Source organism: Nocardia caishijiensis NBRC 108228, from assembly GCF_001612825.1.
In the GTDB taxonomy this organism is placed as follows: Bacteria; Actinomycetota; Actinomycetes; order Mycobacteriales; family Mycobacteriaceae; genus Nocardia; species Nocardia caishijiensis.
The window spans coordinates 116,335-133,646 of sequence record NZ_BDBE01000027.1; the positions used below are offsets into that span (position 1 = coordinate 116,335).

Consider the following 17,312-nt stretch of genomic DNA (forward strand, 5'->3'; position numbering starts at 1 on the left):
GGGGCTTTCGTCGTTCAGCCCAGCCGCAGTGTCCAGTTACCGCGATGATGCAGGCGGACGACGCTCGCCGGTTGAACGTCGATGCGCCAGAAAGACTTCGGTGGGGCGTCGAAGACGACCAGCAGCGCCGCGCGGATCACCGAGGGATGGGTCACCGCGACGGTGTCCGCCCCGGCCGAGGCGATCTCGGCCAGCCAGAACCGCGCCCGCTCCACCAGATCGGTCACCGACTCACCCCCGTGCCCACGGAACTCCGGGTCGGTGAGCCAGGCGAACAGCTGGTCCTGCGGCACCCTGCTCATCTCCGTGCCCCGCCAGGACCCGGCGTCCATGTCGCGCAGTCGATCGTCGCGCTCGCCCGCAAGGCCGAGAGCCTCGGCGGTTTCGCGCACCCGCCGTTCGGGGCCCGTCCGCACCTGCGCACCGTCCAGCGGTGTGCACCGGCGAAGAGCGGCCAGACCCGCCTCGTCCAATGATTCGTCGACCGGGAAACGCGCCTTACGGACCGCCTCGGTGAGGCCGTGACCGACCAGGTCGACTCTCAGCACCGTTCGCACGATGGACCAGGGTACGGCGGACGTGGCCCCGGCCACCCTCGCACCCCGTCCCGACCGGGCGATCTTCGCCGTGCACGGCATCGGCGCTGGTGGACGGTGCGCGGATCGCGAAACTGTCGGTGGGTGGGTGCACACTGAATCCCATGGACCGGTTCTCCCCCGCCACCGCGCAATGGTTCGACGGCGCCTTCCCCGAGGCGACGTCGGCCCAACTCGGCGCGTGGCAGGCCATCGCCGCCGGGGAGCACACCCTCGTCGTCGCGCCGACCGGGTCGGGCAAGACACTGTCGGCGTTCCTGTGGGCGATCGACCAGCTCGCCCAGCGTGGGCCGGCCGAACCGGGCACCCCGCGTGGGACGTCGGTGCTCTACGTCTCGCCGTTGAAAGCACTGGCGGTGGATGTGGAACGCAACCTGCGCGCGCCGCTGGTCGGTGTCACCCAGACGGCGAAACGACTGGGGCTCGACCCGCCGGAGATCTCGGTGGGCGTGCGATCCGGTGACACCACCCCCGCGCAGCGCCGGGCCATGCAACGGACCCCACCCGACATCCTCATCACCACACCCGAATCACTGTTCCTGATGCTCACCTCCGCGGCGCGGGAAACCCTGGCCCGGGTGGAGACGGTGATCGTCGACGAAGTGCACGCCATCGCCGGGTCCAAGCGTGGCGCGCACCTGGCGTTGTCGCTGGCCCGGCTCGATCAGCTCACCGAACGGCCCGCACAGCGCATCGGGCTGTCGGCCACCGTGCGCCCGCCCGAGGAAGTCGGCCGGTTCCTGGTCGGCGAGGCCCCCATCACCATCGTCCGCCCGCCCGCGCCGAAAACCTTCGACCTGTCGGTGCGCGTGCCGGTCGCGGACATGACCGATCCGGGCGGTGACTCCGATCAACCGGGGTCGATCTGGCCGCACGTCGACGAGGCCATCGTCGACCTGGTGCTCGAGCATAGGTCCTCGATCGTGTTCGCGAATTCCCGGCGCCTGGCCGAGCGATTGACCGCCCGGCTCAACGAGGCCTACGCCGCCAAACTCGGCGAACCCGTCGAGACCGAACACGCACCACCCGCCCAGCTCGGGCCGTCCACCGAGGTGATCCACGGCGCCGAGCACCTGCTGGCTCGTGCCCATCACGGGTCGGTGAGCAAGGAACAGCGGGCGATCATCGAAGACGATCTCAAGACCGGTCGGCTGCGGTGTGTGGTTGCCACCAGCAGTCTCGAGCTGGGTATCGACATGGGTGCGGTCGACCTGGTCGTGCAGGTGGAGGCGCCGCCGTCGGTGGCGAGCGGGTTGCAGCGCGTCGGCCGGGCGGGACACCAGGTGGGCGAGGTCTCCCGGGGTGTGCTGTTTCCCAAGCACCGCACCGATGTCATCCACTGCACCGTCGCCGCCGGGCGCATGCTGTCCGGGCAGATCGAACTGCTCCAGATCCCCGCGCATCCGCTCGACATCCTCGCCCAGCAGACCGTTGCCGCGTGCGCGCTGGAACCGCTCGATGTGGACGCCTGGTTCGATGTCGTCCGGTCGACCGGGAGCTATGCCCAGCTGCCGCGTTCGGCCTACGAATCGGTCCTCGACCTGCTGGCAGGCCGATACCCGTCCGACGAGTTCGCCGAACTGCGGCCCCGCGTGGTGTGGGATCGTGACGCGGGCACCCTGACCGGACGCCCCGGCGCCCAACGCCTGGCCGTCACCTCGGGCGGCGCGATCCCCGACCGCGGCATGTTCGCGGTGTTCATGGTCGGTGAAAAAGCCTCCCGCGTGGGTGAACTCGACGAGGAGATGGTCTACGAGTCCCGCGTCGGTGATGTGTTCGCCCTCGGCGCGACGAGTTGGCGGATCGAGGAGATCACCTTCGACCGGGTGCTGGTCTCGCCCGCCTTCGGGCTGCCGGGCCGCCTGCCGTTCTGGCACGGCGATGGGTTGGGGCGGCCCGCCGAATTGGGTTCGGCACTGGGCGAATTCGTTCGCACGGCCGGTCAGGTTCCGGCCGATGAGTTGACCCATATCGTGGCGTCCATGGGCACCGAGGTCTCGGCTCCTGGAGTTTCGCCCGATTCGACGGAGCTGAGCAAGCCTGCGCTGCGGCTGGAGGAACTGGTGTGCAGAGCTGGGCTGGATCAGAACGCGACGGCCAATCTGGTCGGGCTGCTCGACGAACAGCGCACGGCCACAGGGCAATTGCCCACCGATCGCACCCTGGTGGTCGAGCGGTTCCGCGACGAACTCGGTGACTGGCGGCTCGTGCTCCATTCGCCGTACGGCACACCGGTCCACGCACCGTGGGCGCTGGCGGTCGGTGCGCGGTTGCAGGAACAGTTCGGCATCGACGCCGCGCCGACCGCGTCCGACGACGGCATCGTCGTGCGGCTGCCCGACACCACGGATCAGCCGCCCGGCGCCGAGCTGTTCGCCTTCGAACCCGACGAGATCGACGACATCGTCACCGAGCAGGTCGGTGGTTCGGCGCTGTTCGCGTCGCGGTTCCGCGAGTGCGCCGCCCGCGCACTGCTGCTGCCGAGGCGTGACCCGGGCAAGCGCGCCCCGCTGTGGCAGCAGCGGCAGCGCTCGGCCCAATTGCTCGATGTGGCGAGGAAATTCCCGCAGTTCCCGATCCTGCTGGAAACCGTGCGTGAATGCCTGCGCGATGTGTACGACCTGCCCGCCTTGCGCGACCTGCTCACCCGGGTGGCACGCCGGGAGATCCGTCTGGTCGAGGTGGAGACCGCGAGCCCCTCCCCGTTCGCCAACGCTCTGCTGTTCTCCTACATCGGTCAGTTCCTCTACGACGGTGACAGCCCACTTGCCGAACGCCGTGCCGCCGCCCTTGCCCTCGACTCGAGCCTGCTCGCCGAACTGCTCGGCCGCGTCGAACTGCGCGAGCTTCTCGACCCGGCCGTGCTCGACCTCACCGAACGCGAACTGCAACGCCGCACCCCCGAACGCCACGCCCGCGACGCCGAGGGCCTGGCCGATCTGCTGCGCCTGCTCGGCCCGCTGACTCCCGCGGAAGCCGCGGCCCGCTGCGTACCCCGCCCGGGAACCGCGACAGCCGTTCGCCATGGCGCCATCGCGTCCGACAGCGCAGTGTCGGACGGCGACGACCCGGCTTCCGAAGGCGTGTCGGAGGAGGCCGACGAATCGCGACTGCTCGCTGACTCCGACGCCCCGATGTGGTTCGCGGAACTGCGGGATTCGCGTCGGGCACTGGAGGTTTCGTTCGCGGGCCGCACCTGGTGGGTCGCGGTGGAGGACGCGGCGCGGCTGCGCGACGCACTGGGGGTGCCGTTGCCGATCGGGGTGCCCGCCGCGTTCATCGAACCGGTACCGGACCCGCTTGGCGATCTCGTCGGGCGGTACGCGCGCACCCACGCGCCGTTCACCACCGCCGCCGTTGCCGAACGGTTCGGTCTGGGGTCGGCGGTCGCGGTCACCGCGTTGCATCGGTTGCTGGCCGAGAAGCGCGTCGTGGAAGGAGAATTCACGCCGGGAGCGGCCGGTGGGGAGTGGTGTGACGCACAGGTGCTGCGGCGATTGCGTCGTCGTTCGCTCGCGGCGGCCAGGCACGAGGTCGAGCCGGTGTCCACCGCCGCGTTCGCCCGGTTCCTCCCTGCCTGGCAGCACGTCGGGTCAGGTGAGCTGCGCGGGATCGACGGCGTGGCCACCGTGGTGGAACAGCTCGCGGGCGTGCCCATTCCGGCCTCGGCGTGGGAATCGCTGATCCTGCCGATGCGGGTGCGCGACTACTCCCCCGCCATGCTCGACGAACTCATGGCCACCGGTGAGGTGATCTGGTCGGGGCACGGCGCCATCACCGCCCGCGACGGCTGGATCGCCCTCCACCTGGCCGAACAGGCACCGGTCACCCTTCCCCCGCCCGACGACATCGACCCCACCGACATCCAACTCGACCTCCTCCTCGCCCTCGGCGCCGACATCGAGCCCCGTCCCCAGCGCGACGCCACGTCCACTGGACCAGCCGATGGCCCCTCGCCCACTCCCGGAGGGCCTCACGACATCGACTCGAGCCCCGGCAAGAATCCTCCGGCCGACGCATCCACAGCCACCGACCCACCGCGTCGACCTCGTGGATCGACGCCGACCCGCCGAGACGAGGTGGTCGACCTCGACGAATCCGGCGTCAGCGGTGGCGAGGGTCGTCGACTCCCGACCGACCTCAGCGGCGGCGGTGCCTACTTCTTCCGCCAGCTCTCCGACGCCACCGGCCTGCTCGACGACAAGGCGGTCGGTGACGCCCTGTGGCAGTTGGTCTGGGCCGGGTACGTCTCCGGCGACACCTTCGCCCCTGTACGGGCGCTGCTGTCGGGCACCGCGCGCAGCACCACCGCGCATCGCACTCCACGCCGCGCACCCCGGGCACGTGCCTACTTGCCCCGACCATCCATGCCGACTCGCTCGGGGCCGCCGAACCTGGCCGGACGATGGTCGATCCTCCCGGAGCGGGTGCGCGACAACACTGTTCGCGCGCACGCCACGGCCGATCAGCTCCTCGAACGGTACGGGGTGCTGACCCGAGGCTCCGTGCAGAACGAAGGCGTACCTGGCGGGTTCGCGCTCATGTATCGCGTGCTCACCGAGTTCGAGGACCGAGGCCGGTGCAGGCGTGGCTATTTCGTCGACACCCTCGGCGGCGCGCAGTTCTCCACCACCGACACCGTCGACCGACTGCGGTCCTTCGACACCGACCGCGACGACAATCGAGCGGGCGTCGCCGTCGCCCTGGCCGCCTGCGACCCGGCCAACCCGTACGGCGCGGCCCTGCCGTGGCCCAAGGGGGATGCCGACAGCGGCCACCGACCGGGACGGAAAGCGGGCGCGCTGGTGGTCTTGGTCGGCGGCGAGCTGGTGCTCTATGTGGAGCGCGGCGGCAAGACGCTGCTCAGTTTCACCGAGGAAATCGGCCTGCGCCGCACGGCGGCGACCGCGCTGGCGCGACTGGTCACCGACCGCCGCGTCGACAGCCTGGTGATCGACAAGATCAACGGGGAAACCGTGCACGGCCACACCTTCGTCGACGTTCTCGTCGAGGCCGGCTTCTCGATGACCCCGCGCGGGCTCCGGCTGCGCAGGCAGGTGTAGCCGATGCCCGAGGGTGACACCGTCTTCCGCACCGCCGAACGACTGCGCACCGCGCTGGTCGGAAAGACCCTGACCCGCAGCGACTTCCGCGTGCCCCGCTACGCCACCGTCGACCTGGTCGGCGAGGTCGTCGACGAGGTGGCGAGCTACGGCAAGCACCTGTTCGTTCGCACCGATCGGGTGAGCATCCACACCCATCTGAAGATGGAGGGCGTGTGGCGGGTGTTCCATTGTGGCCAGCGCTGGACCAAACCCCGCGTCACCGCGCGACTCGTACTGGCCACGGACGAGGTCGAGGCCGTCGGCTTCTCGCTCGGCAAGGTGCAGGTGCTCGCGCGCGCCGAGGAACACACCGTCATCGACCACCTCGGGCCCGATCTGCTCGGACCAGGTTGGGACGCCACCGAGGCGCTGCGCCGCCTGCGCGAGTACCCGCGCCGCTCGATCGGCCTCGCCCTGCTCGATCAGCGCAATCTGGCGGGCATCGGCAACATCTACCGCAGTGAGATCTGCTTCCTGCGCCGCGTCCACCCTGCCACGCCCGTCGGCGACGTCACCGATCTGCCCGCCCTGGTCGACGAGTCACACCGGGTACTCGGCCAAGCTGCGCACCGGCCACCGTGGCGGCCGATGGTCTACGGACGCACCCGTCGCCCGTGTCCGCGATGCGGCACCGCCATCGCCTCCCGGCTGCTCGGCGAGGACGACCCCGCCGACCACATCACCCAGCGCGAGCGTGGCATCTTCTTCTGCCCGCGCTGCCAGCCGCCGCCCTGAGCCACCGCGATCCGATCAGCGGTCCTGCGGCACCGGCTCCAACAGCTGCGGACGCGGCTCCGGCGCGGCCGCCCGCAGGGCATCGGCCGACTTGTCGTCGGGTCGGGTCTGCGACTCGATCTCCGCGCGCACCCTGGCCTGATAGGTCGAGACCTCGCGCTCGATCTCGTCGTCGTCCCAGCCAAGGACCGGTGCGACCAGGTGCGCGACCTGCTGTGCGCAGTTGGCGCCCCGGTCCGGGTATTCGATGGAGATGCGCGTGCGCCGGGCCAGGATGTCGTCGAGGTGCAGCGCGCCCTCGGCCGCGGCCGCGTACACCGCCTCGACCTGCAGGTAGGCGGGTGCGTCGGTGATCGGTTGCAGCAGTTCGGGTTTGCCCTCGGCCATGGCGAGCACCTCGTCGACGACCGAGCCGTAGCGGTCGAGCAGGTGGGTCATCCGGTACGGGTGGATGCCGTAGTGCTCGGCCAGCTGCACGGTCTGGTTCACCAGCGCGAAGTACCCGTCGGCACCGAGCAGCGCCACCTTCTCGGTGATCGATGGCGACACCCGCGCCGGAATGTCCTGTGCCGCTTCGTCCATCGCGTCGGCCGCCATCACCCGGTAGGTGGTGTACTTGCCACCAGCGATGCTCACCATGCCGGGCGCCACCCGCGCGACCGCGTGCTCGCGCGACAGCTTCGACGTCTCGTCGCTCTCCCCCGCCAGCAACGGCCGCAGGCCCGCGTACACGCCGTCGATGTCGGCGTGGGTGAGCGGGGTGACCAGCACTTCGTTCACCCGGTCGAGCAGGTAGTCGATATCGGCCTTGGTGGCCGCCGGGTGGGCGAGGTCGAGGTTCCAGTCGGTGTCGGTGGTGCCGACGATCCAGTGCGCACCCCACGGAATGACGAACAGCACCGAGGTGGCGGTGCGCAGGATGATCGCCGCGTCACTGACGATCCGGTCGCGTGGGACCACGATGTGCACGCCCTTGGACGCACGCACATGGAACCGGCCGCGCTGCCGCGACAGGCCCTGCACCTCGTCGGTCCACACGCCCGTAGCGTTCACCACCACGCTCGCGCGCACCTCGGCGGTTCGCCCGTCCTCGGTGTCGCGCAGTTTCGCCCCGACCACCCGGTCGGCCTCGCGCAGCAGCCCCACCACCTGGGTGGACGTGCGGATGACGGCGCCGTAGTGCGCGGCGGTGCGGGCGACGGTCATCGTGTGGCGGGCGTCGTCGACCACGGTGTCGTAGTAGGTGACACCGCCGACGAGCGCGTCGCGGCGCAGACCCGGCGCCAGCCGCAGGGCGCCGTGGCGGGTCAGATGATGCTGTCCCGGAACGGATTTCGCGCCACCCATGGTGTCGTAGAGGGTCAGGCCAGCGGCCACGTACGGTCGTTCCCACAGCCGGTGGGTGAGCGGATACAGGAAACGCAGCGGCTTCACCAGGTGCGGTGCCAGTGTCGACAACGCCAGCTCGCGTTCCTTGAGCGCCTCGCGCACCAATCCGAACTCGAGCTGTTCGAGGTAGCGCAACCCGCCGTGGAACATCTTGGAGGAGCGGCTCGAGGTGCCCGAGGCGAGGTCTCGCGCCTCGACGAGGGCCACCGATAGACCGCGAGTCGCCGCGTCGAGCGCGATCCCCGCGCCGACCACACCGCCGCCGATGACCAACACGTCGAACTGATCCTTGCCGAGCCGTTCCCAGGCCGTGCGCCGGTGCTCGGGGCCGAGCTGACCGGGGCCGAGCCGGTCCCGCTTTCCGCCCGCGACCAACTCACCAGGATTCAGGAACGGAAACTCCGGTGTCTGCGACATGCTCGACTCCTCGCCGCCGACCGTGAACGGCCGGTCCCAGCCGACAGTTGGGTCCAGACGCCGGGCACGCCCCGGCGCCGCCTACAGGCTAAACGTAGTGGCCACCCGGCGGGTGGGACGAACCCGGCGAGGCGCGCGCCTGAAATTCGGTCCTCGCGCCCAGCGCGCCGACTTCGGCTCGTCCTCGGCGACAAAGCTCGCTACGACAACCCGCGCGGTTGGGTAGCCTGCCTGAATGCGTCGCTATGTGGCCGCCATCGATCAGGGCACGACTTCGAGTAGGTGCATCGTCTTCGACCGGCAGGGCCGGATCGTCGGGACCGCGCAACGCGAGCATCGGCAGATCTTCCCCAAGCCCGGCTGGGTGGAACACGATCCGGTCGAGGTGTGGCGCAATACCGAATGGGTGCTCGGCGCGGCGCTCGGCACCAGTGGCTGCTCGGCGGGCGACCTGGCCGCCATCGGCATCACCAACCAGCGCGAAACCACCGTCGTGTGGGACCGGACCACCGGCGAACCGGTGTACAACGCCATCGTCTGGCAGGACACCCGGACCGATCAGTTGTGCGCCGAGCTCGGCGGCGAGCAGGGGCCGTCGAGGTACGCCGACCGCACCGGGCTGCCGCTGTCGACCTATTTCGCCGGACCGAAACTGCGCTGGATCCTCGACAACGTGGACGGGGCGCGGGACCGGGCGCAAGCGGGCGACCTGTGTTTCGGCACGATGGACACCTGGGTGCTGTGGAACCTCACCGGTGAGCACCGCACCGACGTGACCAACGCGTCGCGCACGATGCTGATGGATCTGCGCACGCTGCAGTGGGATTCGCGGATCTGCGCGGAATTCGACGTGCCGATGTCGATGCTGCCCGAGATCCGCAGCTCATCGGAGGTCTACGCGGAGATCACGGCCGGGCCCTTCGCGGGCGCACCCGTGGCGGGCATTCTCGGCGACCAGCAGGCCGCCACCTTCGGGCAGGCGTGCCTGTCACCCGGCGAGGCCAAGAACACCTACGGCACAGGCAATTTCATGCTCCTCAACACCGGTACCACACCGGTGTTCAGCAAGCACGGGTTGCTCACCACCGCCTGCTACCAGATCGGCGACACCCCCGCGGTCTACGCGCTGGAGGGGTCGATCGCGGTCACCGGTTCGCTCGTGCAGTGGTTGCGTGACAACCTCGGCATCATTTCCTCCGCCGCCGAGGTGGAGCCCCTCGCCCGCAGCGTCGCCGACAACGGCGGCGCCTATTTCGTCCCCGCGTTCTCCGGCCTGTTCGCCCCGCGCTGGCGGCCCGACGCCCGTGGGGTGATCGCCGGCCTCACCCGCTTCGTCACCAAGGCCCATCTGGCCAGGGCCGCACTGGAATCCACCGCCTTCCAGACCCGCGAGGTGGTCGACGCCATGCGCGCCGACGCCACGGCCCAGCACCTCGACCTCGAACTCACCACCCTCAAGGTCGACGGCGGCATGACCGGCAACGACCTGCTCATGCAGTTCCAGGCCGACATCCTCGACGTCCCCGTCGTCCGCCCGGTGGTCCGCGAAACCACCGCCCTCGGCGCCGCCTACGCCGCGGGCCTGGCGGTGGGCTACTGGTCCAGCCTCGACGACCTGCGCGCCAACTGGGCCGCCGACCACACCTGGACCCCCGACATGCTCGAAGACGAACGCACTCAACGGTATTCGGAATGGAACAAGGCCGTGGAACGCACCTACAACTGGTCCTGACCGTGGACGACCGCCCGCGCAAACTGCCACGTCAACGCCGGGCGCGCGAAACCGTGGAAACGCTGCTCGAGGCCGCCGCCCAGGTGTTCTCCCGCGAGGGCGCGGCGGCGACGACCAACCGGATCGCCGAGCGGGCAGGCGTCTCCATCGGCACGCTGTACCAGTACTTCCCGAACAAGGCGGCCATGCTGCGCGCACTGGCCGAGCATCATCTCGTCGCCGCGGGCACCGAACTCGGCGAGGTGTTCGCTCGGTTACGGGCCGAGGAACCGTCGTTCGACGAGACGCTGCGCGTGCTCGTGACGGCGGTCGCCGACCTGCATCGCGACCGCCCCGCGCTGCACGCCCTCATGCATCGCGTGGCACCGCGCCTGCCCGCGGATTGGGAGGCGGTGCGGGCCTTCGAGGATCACGTCGTCGCCGAGGTGGAGTTCCACCTGCGACGATGCGAACGCGGCGGGCCGGACCCGCAGCTCACGGCTCGCACGCTGGTCCACGCCGTCGACACGCAGGTGCACCGCGTCATGACGCGACACACCATCGATGCCGACGCGCTGTTGGTGCTGGCACGACAGTTGCTCCCGCCGCCGGACGGACGAACCGATCTCGCCTGATCAGGGTGTGCGGACCGAGGCGTTGATCGCCCGCAGCGTGTCCGCGAGCTGGGTGAGGCCTGGTTCTTCGACCGGGAAATGACCGCATCCGTCGAGCAGGACCGTTCGCGTGTCGGCGGCGATCCGGTCGAGGAACCGCACGCTCAGTTCCGGCGGCGTCCACCGGTCCAGCGCCGGGTGGACCAGTGTCACCGGCGGACCCTGGTAGTCCTGCGGCGGTGTGTGTTCGTAGCAGAGGAAGTCGGTGAGAAAGCCGAGGGGGATTCGCACGCCACCGCCCCTCGGGTCGCTGCCGCAGTGCCGCGACAGCGCCGGATCGAGACTCATGTTCGCCATGTCGACCAGCCACCGGATCGGCAGCCGCACACCACCCGCCACCCGTCCCGTTCCGCGAACGACGCCGGTCGGCAACGCGCCCAACACCTTCCAACGCGCTGCGGCCCGACGCGCGGCGGGATCACCGGGGTCGAGCAGACACGTCGCCACAACGTGCGCGACCCGTCCGGTCCGGGCCGCGACCTCGTAGGCGAGTATCCCACCGATACTCGCACCGAACAGCACCAACGGCCTGCTGTCGGATTCGGCTTCCGCACAGACGAACTCGCTCACGAGCTCGACCCAGTCGCGATACCGCACCGATCCGGGTCTCGGCTCGACGGTGTCACCGTAGAGCGGTAGATCGAGTGCCGCGACCGAAACACCCTCCCCCGCAGCGATTCCCAGGAGCGGCCAGACCAACCCCGCATGCCCGCCCGCCCCGTGCAAGGCCAACATCCGAACCGTGGCCCGGGCAGGCTCCGCCCTGGCCACATGCACCCGGCGCCCGCGCCACTCCCACCATGTCGACTGCGGTTCGATGACCCTGTCGCGGTACCGGGCAGGCAGAAACCGCAGATAACTCGAATACTCCATGCCCCCAGGATCCCGACCAGCACACCCGCCGCCAACTCGCTTTCGCGAGCAGATCAGAGCGCCGAAAATACCCACTGATCAGCGCGAATGCGGGGCAGCGATTTCTGTGCTCGCATTTCGAGCAGGGTGAGACCTGCTCCAGTGCCCGGCCACCGGGATCGGTCTCGAGCCCATCCGGCAGCGGGGATCAGGCGGCGGCCTTTGCCAGGCGGTGGACGGCTTCGGTGAGGGTGGGTTCGTCGGAGGTGGTGAAGCACAGGCGCATGGAGGCGTGGTAGGCGTCGGTGACGGCGAAGGCCGAGCCGGGGACGTAGGCGACACCCGCTTCGAGGGCGGCGGGGAGGAGCGAAGAGGTGTTCGTGGCGTCGGTGAAGTCGGCCCAGATGAACATGCCGCCGGTGGGGTCGGTGCAGTGGATCCGGTCACCGAAGGTGGCGCGCAGGGCGGTGACCAAGGCGCGGGCGCGAGTGCCGTAGGCGGCGCGGACAGTGGCGACGTGGGCATCGAGCCAGCCGGTGTCGGTGAGCAGGTCGGCGGTGATCTGGTGGGTCAGGGCCGAGCCGCACAGGTCGGCACCCTGTTTGAGGAGTTCGACCGCGCGACAGACTCTTTCGGGCGCGATCAGCCAGCCGACGCGCAGGGCGGGGGCAAGGATCTTGGACACGCTCGACAGGCGGATCACCTGGGAGGAGTAGGCGGCGACCGGCGCCGGGGCGGGCTCGTCGAAGCTGAGTGCGCCGTAGGGGTCGTCCTCGATCACCCAGAAGCCGTGCGCCTCAGCGAGTTCCGCGAGTCGGCGACGGCGCTGCGGCGCGAGCGTGACCCCACCGGGATTGTGGAAGTTGGCCACGGTGTGGACCACGGCCGGACGCTCACCGGCGGCCAGCAACTCCTCGAGCACGTCGACGCGCAGCCCGTCGGCATCGAGTGGCACGGCGACGATCCGCGCACCGGCGGCCCGGAACACCTGCAGCGCACCGACATACGCCGGGTCCTCCACCACGACCAGCGCACCGGGATCGAGCAGCGTCTCGGCGAGCAGCGACAGCGCCTGCTGGGAACCGTGGGTGATGAACACCTCGCCGACCGGCACCTCGCGGCCGATCTCGGCCGACGCGCGGGCCGCGATCACCGCACGCAGCGCGGGCCAGCCGGGCGACTCGGTGTACTGCAGCACCGCCGGATCGCGCAGGGCGGTCTCGGCGGCGGCGGCGATCCGCTCACCCGGCATCAGCGCCGCGTCGGGCAGGCCACCGGCGAGGCTGATGATCTCGGGTCGTGCGGTGAGTTTGAGCAGGTCCCGGATCGCCGAACTCTGCAAACCGGCGAGCTTGCCCGCCAATGCGGGACTGGTCAGCGACATGGAAACCTCCGGGAACGCCAGGGGACGCGATGACCAACGATCCCACAGCGCTCACCAGAATATGAAATTGTTGTCCCATAGAATGGGACTACGGAATGGCGGTGATGGACTTGACCTGCCACTTTCCTTCGGTCTGCGTGGTGACGATCTCCTGTTTGTACACGTTCGCCGAACCGTCGGGATGCCACTCGCGCAGTTCCACGTCGTAGATGCCGAGGGTGGTCTCACGCATCTTCACGCAGTGCTTGGTCCCGGCCGGGATCTGCTCGTCGATGGCCTTCTGGATGACGTCGGCGGGCGAGATGTTCACCGCGTCGGGCGCCACGAACTCACGCACCCGCGCGCCGGAGCGTTCGACGTAGAAGCCGTACTGGAAGCCGAGGATCGCCTTGGCGCCGGAGGAGGTGTCGCCCGCGCCGTTACCGACCGTGACACCCGGGTCGGCGGCCGCCCGGCACTCGGTGCCCGCGGCCGCCGAGGTGACCGGTGCAGCGGTGGGGCCGGGGTCTTCCCCGCCACCGCGTTTGACCAGCCCGATGGTGAGCACCAGCGCGACGACCAGCAGCACAGCCGCCGCGACGCCGCCGATGATCCAGCGCATCCGGTTGTCGGGCTCGGAGGTCTCCGGGACCGGCGCGGCGGGGGTCTTCGGGGCGAGTCTGCGGGCGATGGGGTCGTCGGCCCAGGACAGGCCCGGTTCGGGCGGTTTGGGAACGCCGCCGTCGTCGTCGGGGCTGTTCCACCAGGCGCGGTCCTCGGTGTCGTTGCCCACGACCGGTGCGCGTGGGGGTTCGGATATCCGCTCCGGCTCGGGGACTCGCTGTTGACGCGGCGCGGAGCCACGCCGGATGACCTCGGTCTCTTCCTTTCCGGAAGTGACGGGCACCGAGTCGCCGAACACCGAGCCACCGGCGGCGGGTGCCTCGGCACCGAAACGCACGGTCGGATCGGCGGGCGGTGCCGGACGCGCGGGCGGCGGCGCGGACACGGCGTCGCCGAAGACCGACGCCGAAGACCGTGGCGCGCCAGGATTCGCCGGCGGCGGTGTGGGGCCACCGAAGGCAGTGGTCGGTGTCGAACGATGCGGCGGCACAACAGAATTTGGCGGCGGTGGCGCGGACACGGCCTCGCCGAATACCGATGTCGGCGCCGAACGACGAGGGGGCACACCGGAATCGGGGTTACGCGGCGGCACCTGAGCGGTTGGCCCAGCCGGTGGTGCGGAACTACCGGGCGGACCGGCGGGCGGCGCGGCGCCCGGCACGGGACCGGCAGGCGGCACACCGGACGGGACCGAACCGGCAGGCGGCGCACCGGACGGGACCGGGCCAGCAGGCGGCGCGGCGGGCGGCCCACCGACCGGTGCGCCGAACGGCCCGGGAGCAGGCGCGGAACCCGCCTGCGCGGGACGCCAACCCACCTCCGGCAGCGGCCCCGGCAGGGCGGGCGGCGGCACGGCGAGGGGACCGCCGAAACCGGCGTCGTCGACCGGCGGCCCGAAATCGCCTACGGGAGGACCGAATTCACTCGCGGGCCGGTTTCGGCCGCGCTCGTTCTCGTCATCCTCGGTGGCCACAGTCCTATCCTTTCCCCAGGACACACGTGTGGGGCGGTCGCCATCCGACCGCCCCACACGACGTACTGCGTGTCAGTACTGGAGCGAGCCACCCCACTGAGTGGTGACACCCGCGACGTTGATCGTCTGCAGCAGCTCCCCCGGCACCGGAAGTGTAGCCTTCGCGGCCGCCTCCATCGCGGCGGCACCACCCGGCTGAGCCTTGATCCAGTTCTCGACCGCAGCCTTGGCCAGGTTGGCCTGGGTGGTGTCGAGGACGGTGACCATGGTGTTGTCCGGACGGCCGTCGCCACCGTTGAAGGTGGTGACCTTCACGGAGTTCTCGCCGACATATTCGACCGCGACACCGGCGTCACCGAAGCCACCACCCGGCATGCGGTAACCGATGGTGCCGACGTAACCGGAGGCGTTGTTGTAGTGGTGGGTGTTGGCCAGCACACCCGGCAGCAGCGAACCGCCGTCGACGGTGACGCCGACTTCCTGGTGCGGTCCGTCCATCTCGACGACCGGCGCGGCGGGCGCGTTGGCCAGGCGCGGCGCCTGCCACGCGGGCTCCTGCGCTTCCTGCGGCTCCTGCACGAGGGTCTCGGGACCCCCTGCGCCCGCACCGCCCTGCGCCTGCGGCGCGGCGGGCTGGTTCTGCGAAGGCTGCGCGGGCGTCTGCTGGGCGGGGGTGCCGCCCTGCTGGCCCGGCTTCGCCTCTTCTTCCGGCTTCTCCGGGTTGTTCACCGCGGGCTGCGCCGGGTTGTTCTGACCGGCCTGGCCCGGCACCGGCAGCGGCGCGGTACGCGGCGTGGTGGTGACACCCGGCTGGCTCGGCGTCGGCTTGGCCTGCTCCGGCTCACCGGGCGCCGGGGTGGTGACACCCGGCTGCGCCGGAGTCGGCTTGGATTCACCGGGCTTGACGTTCTCCGGGGTTTCCGGCTTCTGCTCGGGAGTGACGGTTTCCGGCGTCTCTCCCGGCTGCTGGCTCGGGGTCTCGGTGCCCGGCTGCGCAGGAGCCGGAGTCGCGGGCGTGGTCGGCTGGTCGCTGGGGACCGCACCGGCCGGAGCCGCGAGGAGGGTCGCCACGGCCGCGGCGGCGGCCAGGGGCAACGACGTGCTTGCCATCGCTCGCTGCGCCCGACTCGGCTTACGATGCTTCACTTTTCGCCAATCCCTTTCCCGGAGGGAATCCCCCACAATCCACCACGCGCTCGCATTCGAACGCGCCTCGGCCGTGAGTCAACCATATGAGCGCGAGACAGGCAACGCGGCAGTAAGTTTCGGTTCCCCGCCCGATCGACCCGCCGACGGGCCTGTCGAACAAGGCGATTCGAAACCTCGAACCGCCGTGATTCGCCTCACATCGCGACTGTTCGGGTCAGTCCAGGTCGTCGTGGCGCATCAGCAGACGACCAGCCTCGGTCACCGATCCGGTGAGCGAGGGATACACCGAGAAGGTCTGCGCGAGATCGGTGACGGTGAGGTTGTTCTGCACCGCGAGCGCGATCGGCAGGATGAGTTCCGAGGCGATGGGCGCCACCACCACACCGCCGATCACCACACCGGTGGCCGGGCGGCAGAAGATCTTGACGAAACCGCGGCGCAGTCCCGACATCTTCGCGCGCGGGTTGGTGTTGAGCGGCAGCATGACCGTGCGCGCGGGCACCTCGCCGTTGTCGATCGCGGTCTGGCTCACGCCGACGGTCGCGATCTCCGGGCGGGTGAACACCGCCGAGGCGACAGTCTTGAGCCGGATGGGGCTCACGCCCTCGCCGAGCGCGTGATACATCGCGATCCGGCCCTGCATCGCGGCCACCGAGGCCAGCGGGAGCAGGCCGGTGCAGTCGCCCGCCGCGTAGATGCCGGGCACTGAGGTGCGCGACACCCGGTCGACCCGCAGGTACCCATTGTCGAGTTCGATGCCGACTCGGTCGAGACCCAGGTCGGCGGTGTTCGGGGTGGAGCCAACGGTCATCAGGGCATGGGTACCGCTGACGGTCCGGCCGTCGGACAGCTTCACCACGATGCCGTCGGCCGTGCGCTCCACCGCGTCGGCGCGGGCATGCTTGACCAGTTCCACACCGCGCTCGGCGAGGGCTTCCTCTAGCACGAGGGCGGCGTCGGCGTCCTCGCCGGGCAGCACGCGGTCGCGGCTGGACACCAGCTTCACCCGCACACCCATCTCGGTGTAGGCGGAGACGAATTCGGCACCGGTCACACCGGAGCCGACAACCACCAGCGTCTCCGGCAGTTCCGGCAGGTCGTAGAGCTGACGCCAGGTGAGGATGCGCTCACCATCGGGTTCGGCGCCGCGCAGCACCCTCGGGCTGGCGCCGGTGGCGATGAGCACCACCTCGGCCTCGAACTCCTCGGTGCTGCCGTCGGCCAGGGTGGCACGCACCCGGTGCGCCAAACCGGCTGCGGGACCGACCAACTCACCGCGCCCGGCGAGTAGTTGGACCCCGGCGGCCTGCAGCTTGGCACGGATATCGGAGGACTGCGCGAGGGCGAGCGCCTTCACGCGGCCGTTCACCTCGGGCAGGTTCACCTTGGCCTGGCTCGCGTCGAGGGTGATGCCGAGATCGCGGGCCCGGCGCAGGTCGGTGCGCAGACCGGTGGAGGCGATGAACGTCTTCGACGGAACGCAATCCCACAGCACGCAGGCGCCGCCGATACCGTCGGCATCGACCAGGGTCACCGTTGCCCCGTGCTGGGCGGCCACCAGAGCCGCCTCGTATCCGGCCGGTCCACCGCCGATGATCGCAATCCGTGCCACCAGTCACGCTCCTGTGCTCGCCTGATCGGGCATCGCCCCTTGTGAGGGCCACCCGCGCTGTCGCCCCATCATTTCAGGTGCGTTGTGACACGACCGGGTCGGCTCGGTGAAC

At 70.2% G+C, this 17,312-nt stretch carries 11 protein-coding genes; 4 read left to right on the forward strand and 7 right to left on the reverse strand.

Features of this window, described 5'->3' with window-relative positions; translation table 11 throughout:
* Window positions 1-14 precede the first annotated feature (14 nt).
* Complete coding sequence (locus tag NC7_RS11140) at window positions 15-548, reverse strand: histidine phosphatase family protein (RefSeq protein WP_444979994.1); 534 nt, start codon at window positions 546-548, stop codon at window positions 15-17.
* A gap of 152 nt (window positions 549-700) precedes the next feature.
* Between NC7_RS11140 and NC7_RS11145 the strand changes: the two genes are divergently transcribed.
* Window positions 701-5,659 carry an Lhr family ATP-dependent helicase gene (locus NC7_RS11145; protein WP_067981675.1) on the forward strand — a complete coding sequence of 1,653 codons (4,959 nt, stop codon included), beginning with the start codon at window positions 701-703 and terminating at the stop codon, window positions 5,657-5,659.
* Between the two features lie 3 nt (window positions 5,660-5,662).
* On the forward strand, window positions 5,663-6,436 hold the full coding sequence (locus NC7_RS11150; protein ID WP_067981611.1) for an Fpg/Nei family DNA glycosylase: 774 nt from the start codon (window positions 5,663-5,665) through the stop codon (window positions 6,434-6,436).
* A gap of 15 nt (window positions 6,437-6,451) precedes the next feature.
* On the opposite strand, the gene glpD is transcribed toward NC7_RS11150, so the two are convergent.
* Window positions 6,452-8,242 (reverse strand): glycerol-3-phosphate dehydrogenase, encoded by a 1,791-nt coding sequence (gene glpD / locus NC7_RS11155; RefSeq protein ID WP_236573286.1) that lies wholly within the window; start codon window positions 8,240-8,242, stop codon window positions 6,452-6,454.
* Between the two features lie 235 nt (window positions 8,243-8,477).
* Here glpD and glpK point away from each other — a divergent pair, with 235 nt between their 5' ends.
* Window positions 8,478-9,974, forward strand: a complete 1,497-nt coding sequence (glpK, locus tag NC7_RS11160) for a glycerol kinase GlpK (RefSeq protein ID WP_067981613.1) — start codon at window positions 8,478-8,480, stop codon at window positions 9,972-9,974.
* Window positions 9,935-10,588, forward strand: coding sequence for a TetR/AcrR family transcriptional regulator (locus tag NC7_RS11165; protein ID WP_084458353.1), 654 nt, complete (start codon window positions 9,935-9,937; stop codon window positions 10,586-10,588). The genes glpK and NC7_RS11165 overlap by 40 nt, the downstream gene beginning before the upstream one ends.
* Here NC7_RS11165 and NC7_RS11170 read toward each other — a convergent pair whose 3' ends face one another.
* From NC7_RS11170 to NC7_RS11190, 5 genes are all read right to left on the reverse strand, one after another.
* A complete protein-coding gene (locus NC7_RS11170; protein ID WP_067981615.1) occupies window positions 10,589-11,500 on the reverse strand; it encodes an alpha/beta hydrolase in 912 nt (303 codons plus the stop codon).
* Between the two features lie 187 nt (window positions 11,501-11,687).
* Window positions 11,688-12,863 carry an aminotransferase-like domain-containing protein gene (locus NC7_RS11175; RefSeq protein ID WP_067981618.1) on the reverse strand — a complete coding sequence of 392 codons (1,176 nt, stop codon included), beginning with the start codon at window positions 12,861-12,863 and terminating at the stop codon, window positions 11,688-11,690.
* 88 nt (window positions 12,864-12,951) lie between these two features.
* Window positions 12,952-14,439, reverse strand: a complete 1,488-nt coding sequence (locus NC7_RS28440) for a DUF8176 domain-containing protein (protein WP_084458355.1) — start codon at window positions 14,437-14,439, stop codon at window positions 12,952-12,954.
* A 72-nt stretch (window positions 14,440-14,511) separates the two neighbouring features.
* The gene (locus NC7_RS11185) at window positions 14,512-15,549 is read right to left on the reverse strand and encodes a hypothetical protein (RefSeq protein ID WP_236573284.1); all 1,038 of its coding nucleotides are present in this window, start codon (window positions 15,547-15,549) and stop codon (window positions 14,512-14,514) included.
* Between the two features lie 253 nt (window positions 15,550-15,802).
* On the reverse strand, window positions 15,803-17,200 hold the full coding sequence (locus tag NC7_RS11190; protein WP_067981624.1) for an NAD(P)H-quinone dehydrogenase: 1,398 nt from the start codon (window positions 17,198-17,200) through the stop codon (window positions 15,803-15,805).
* Window positions 17,201-17,312: the final 112 nt, after the last annotated feature.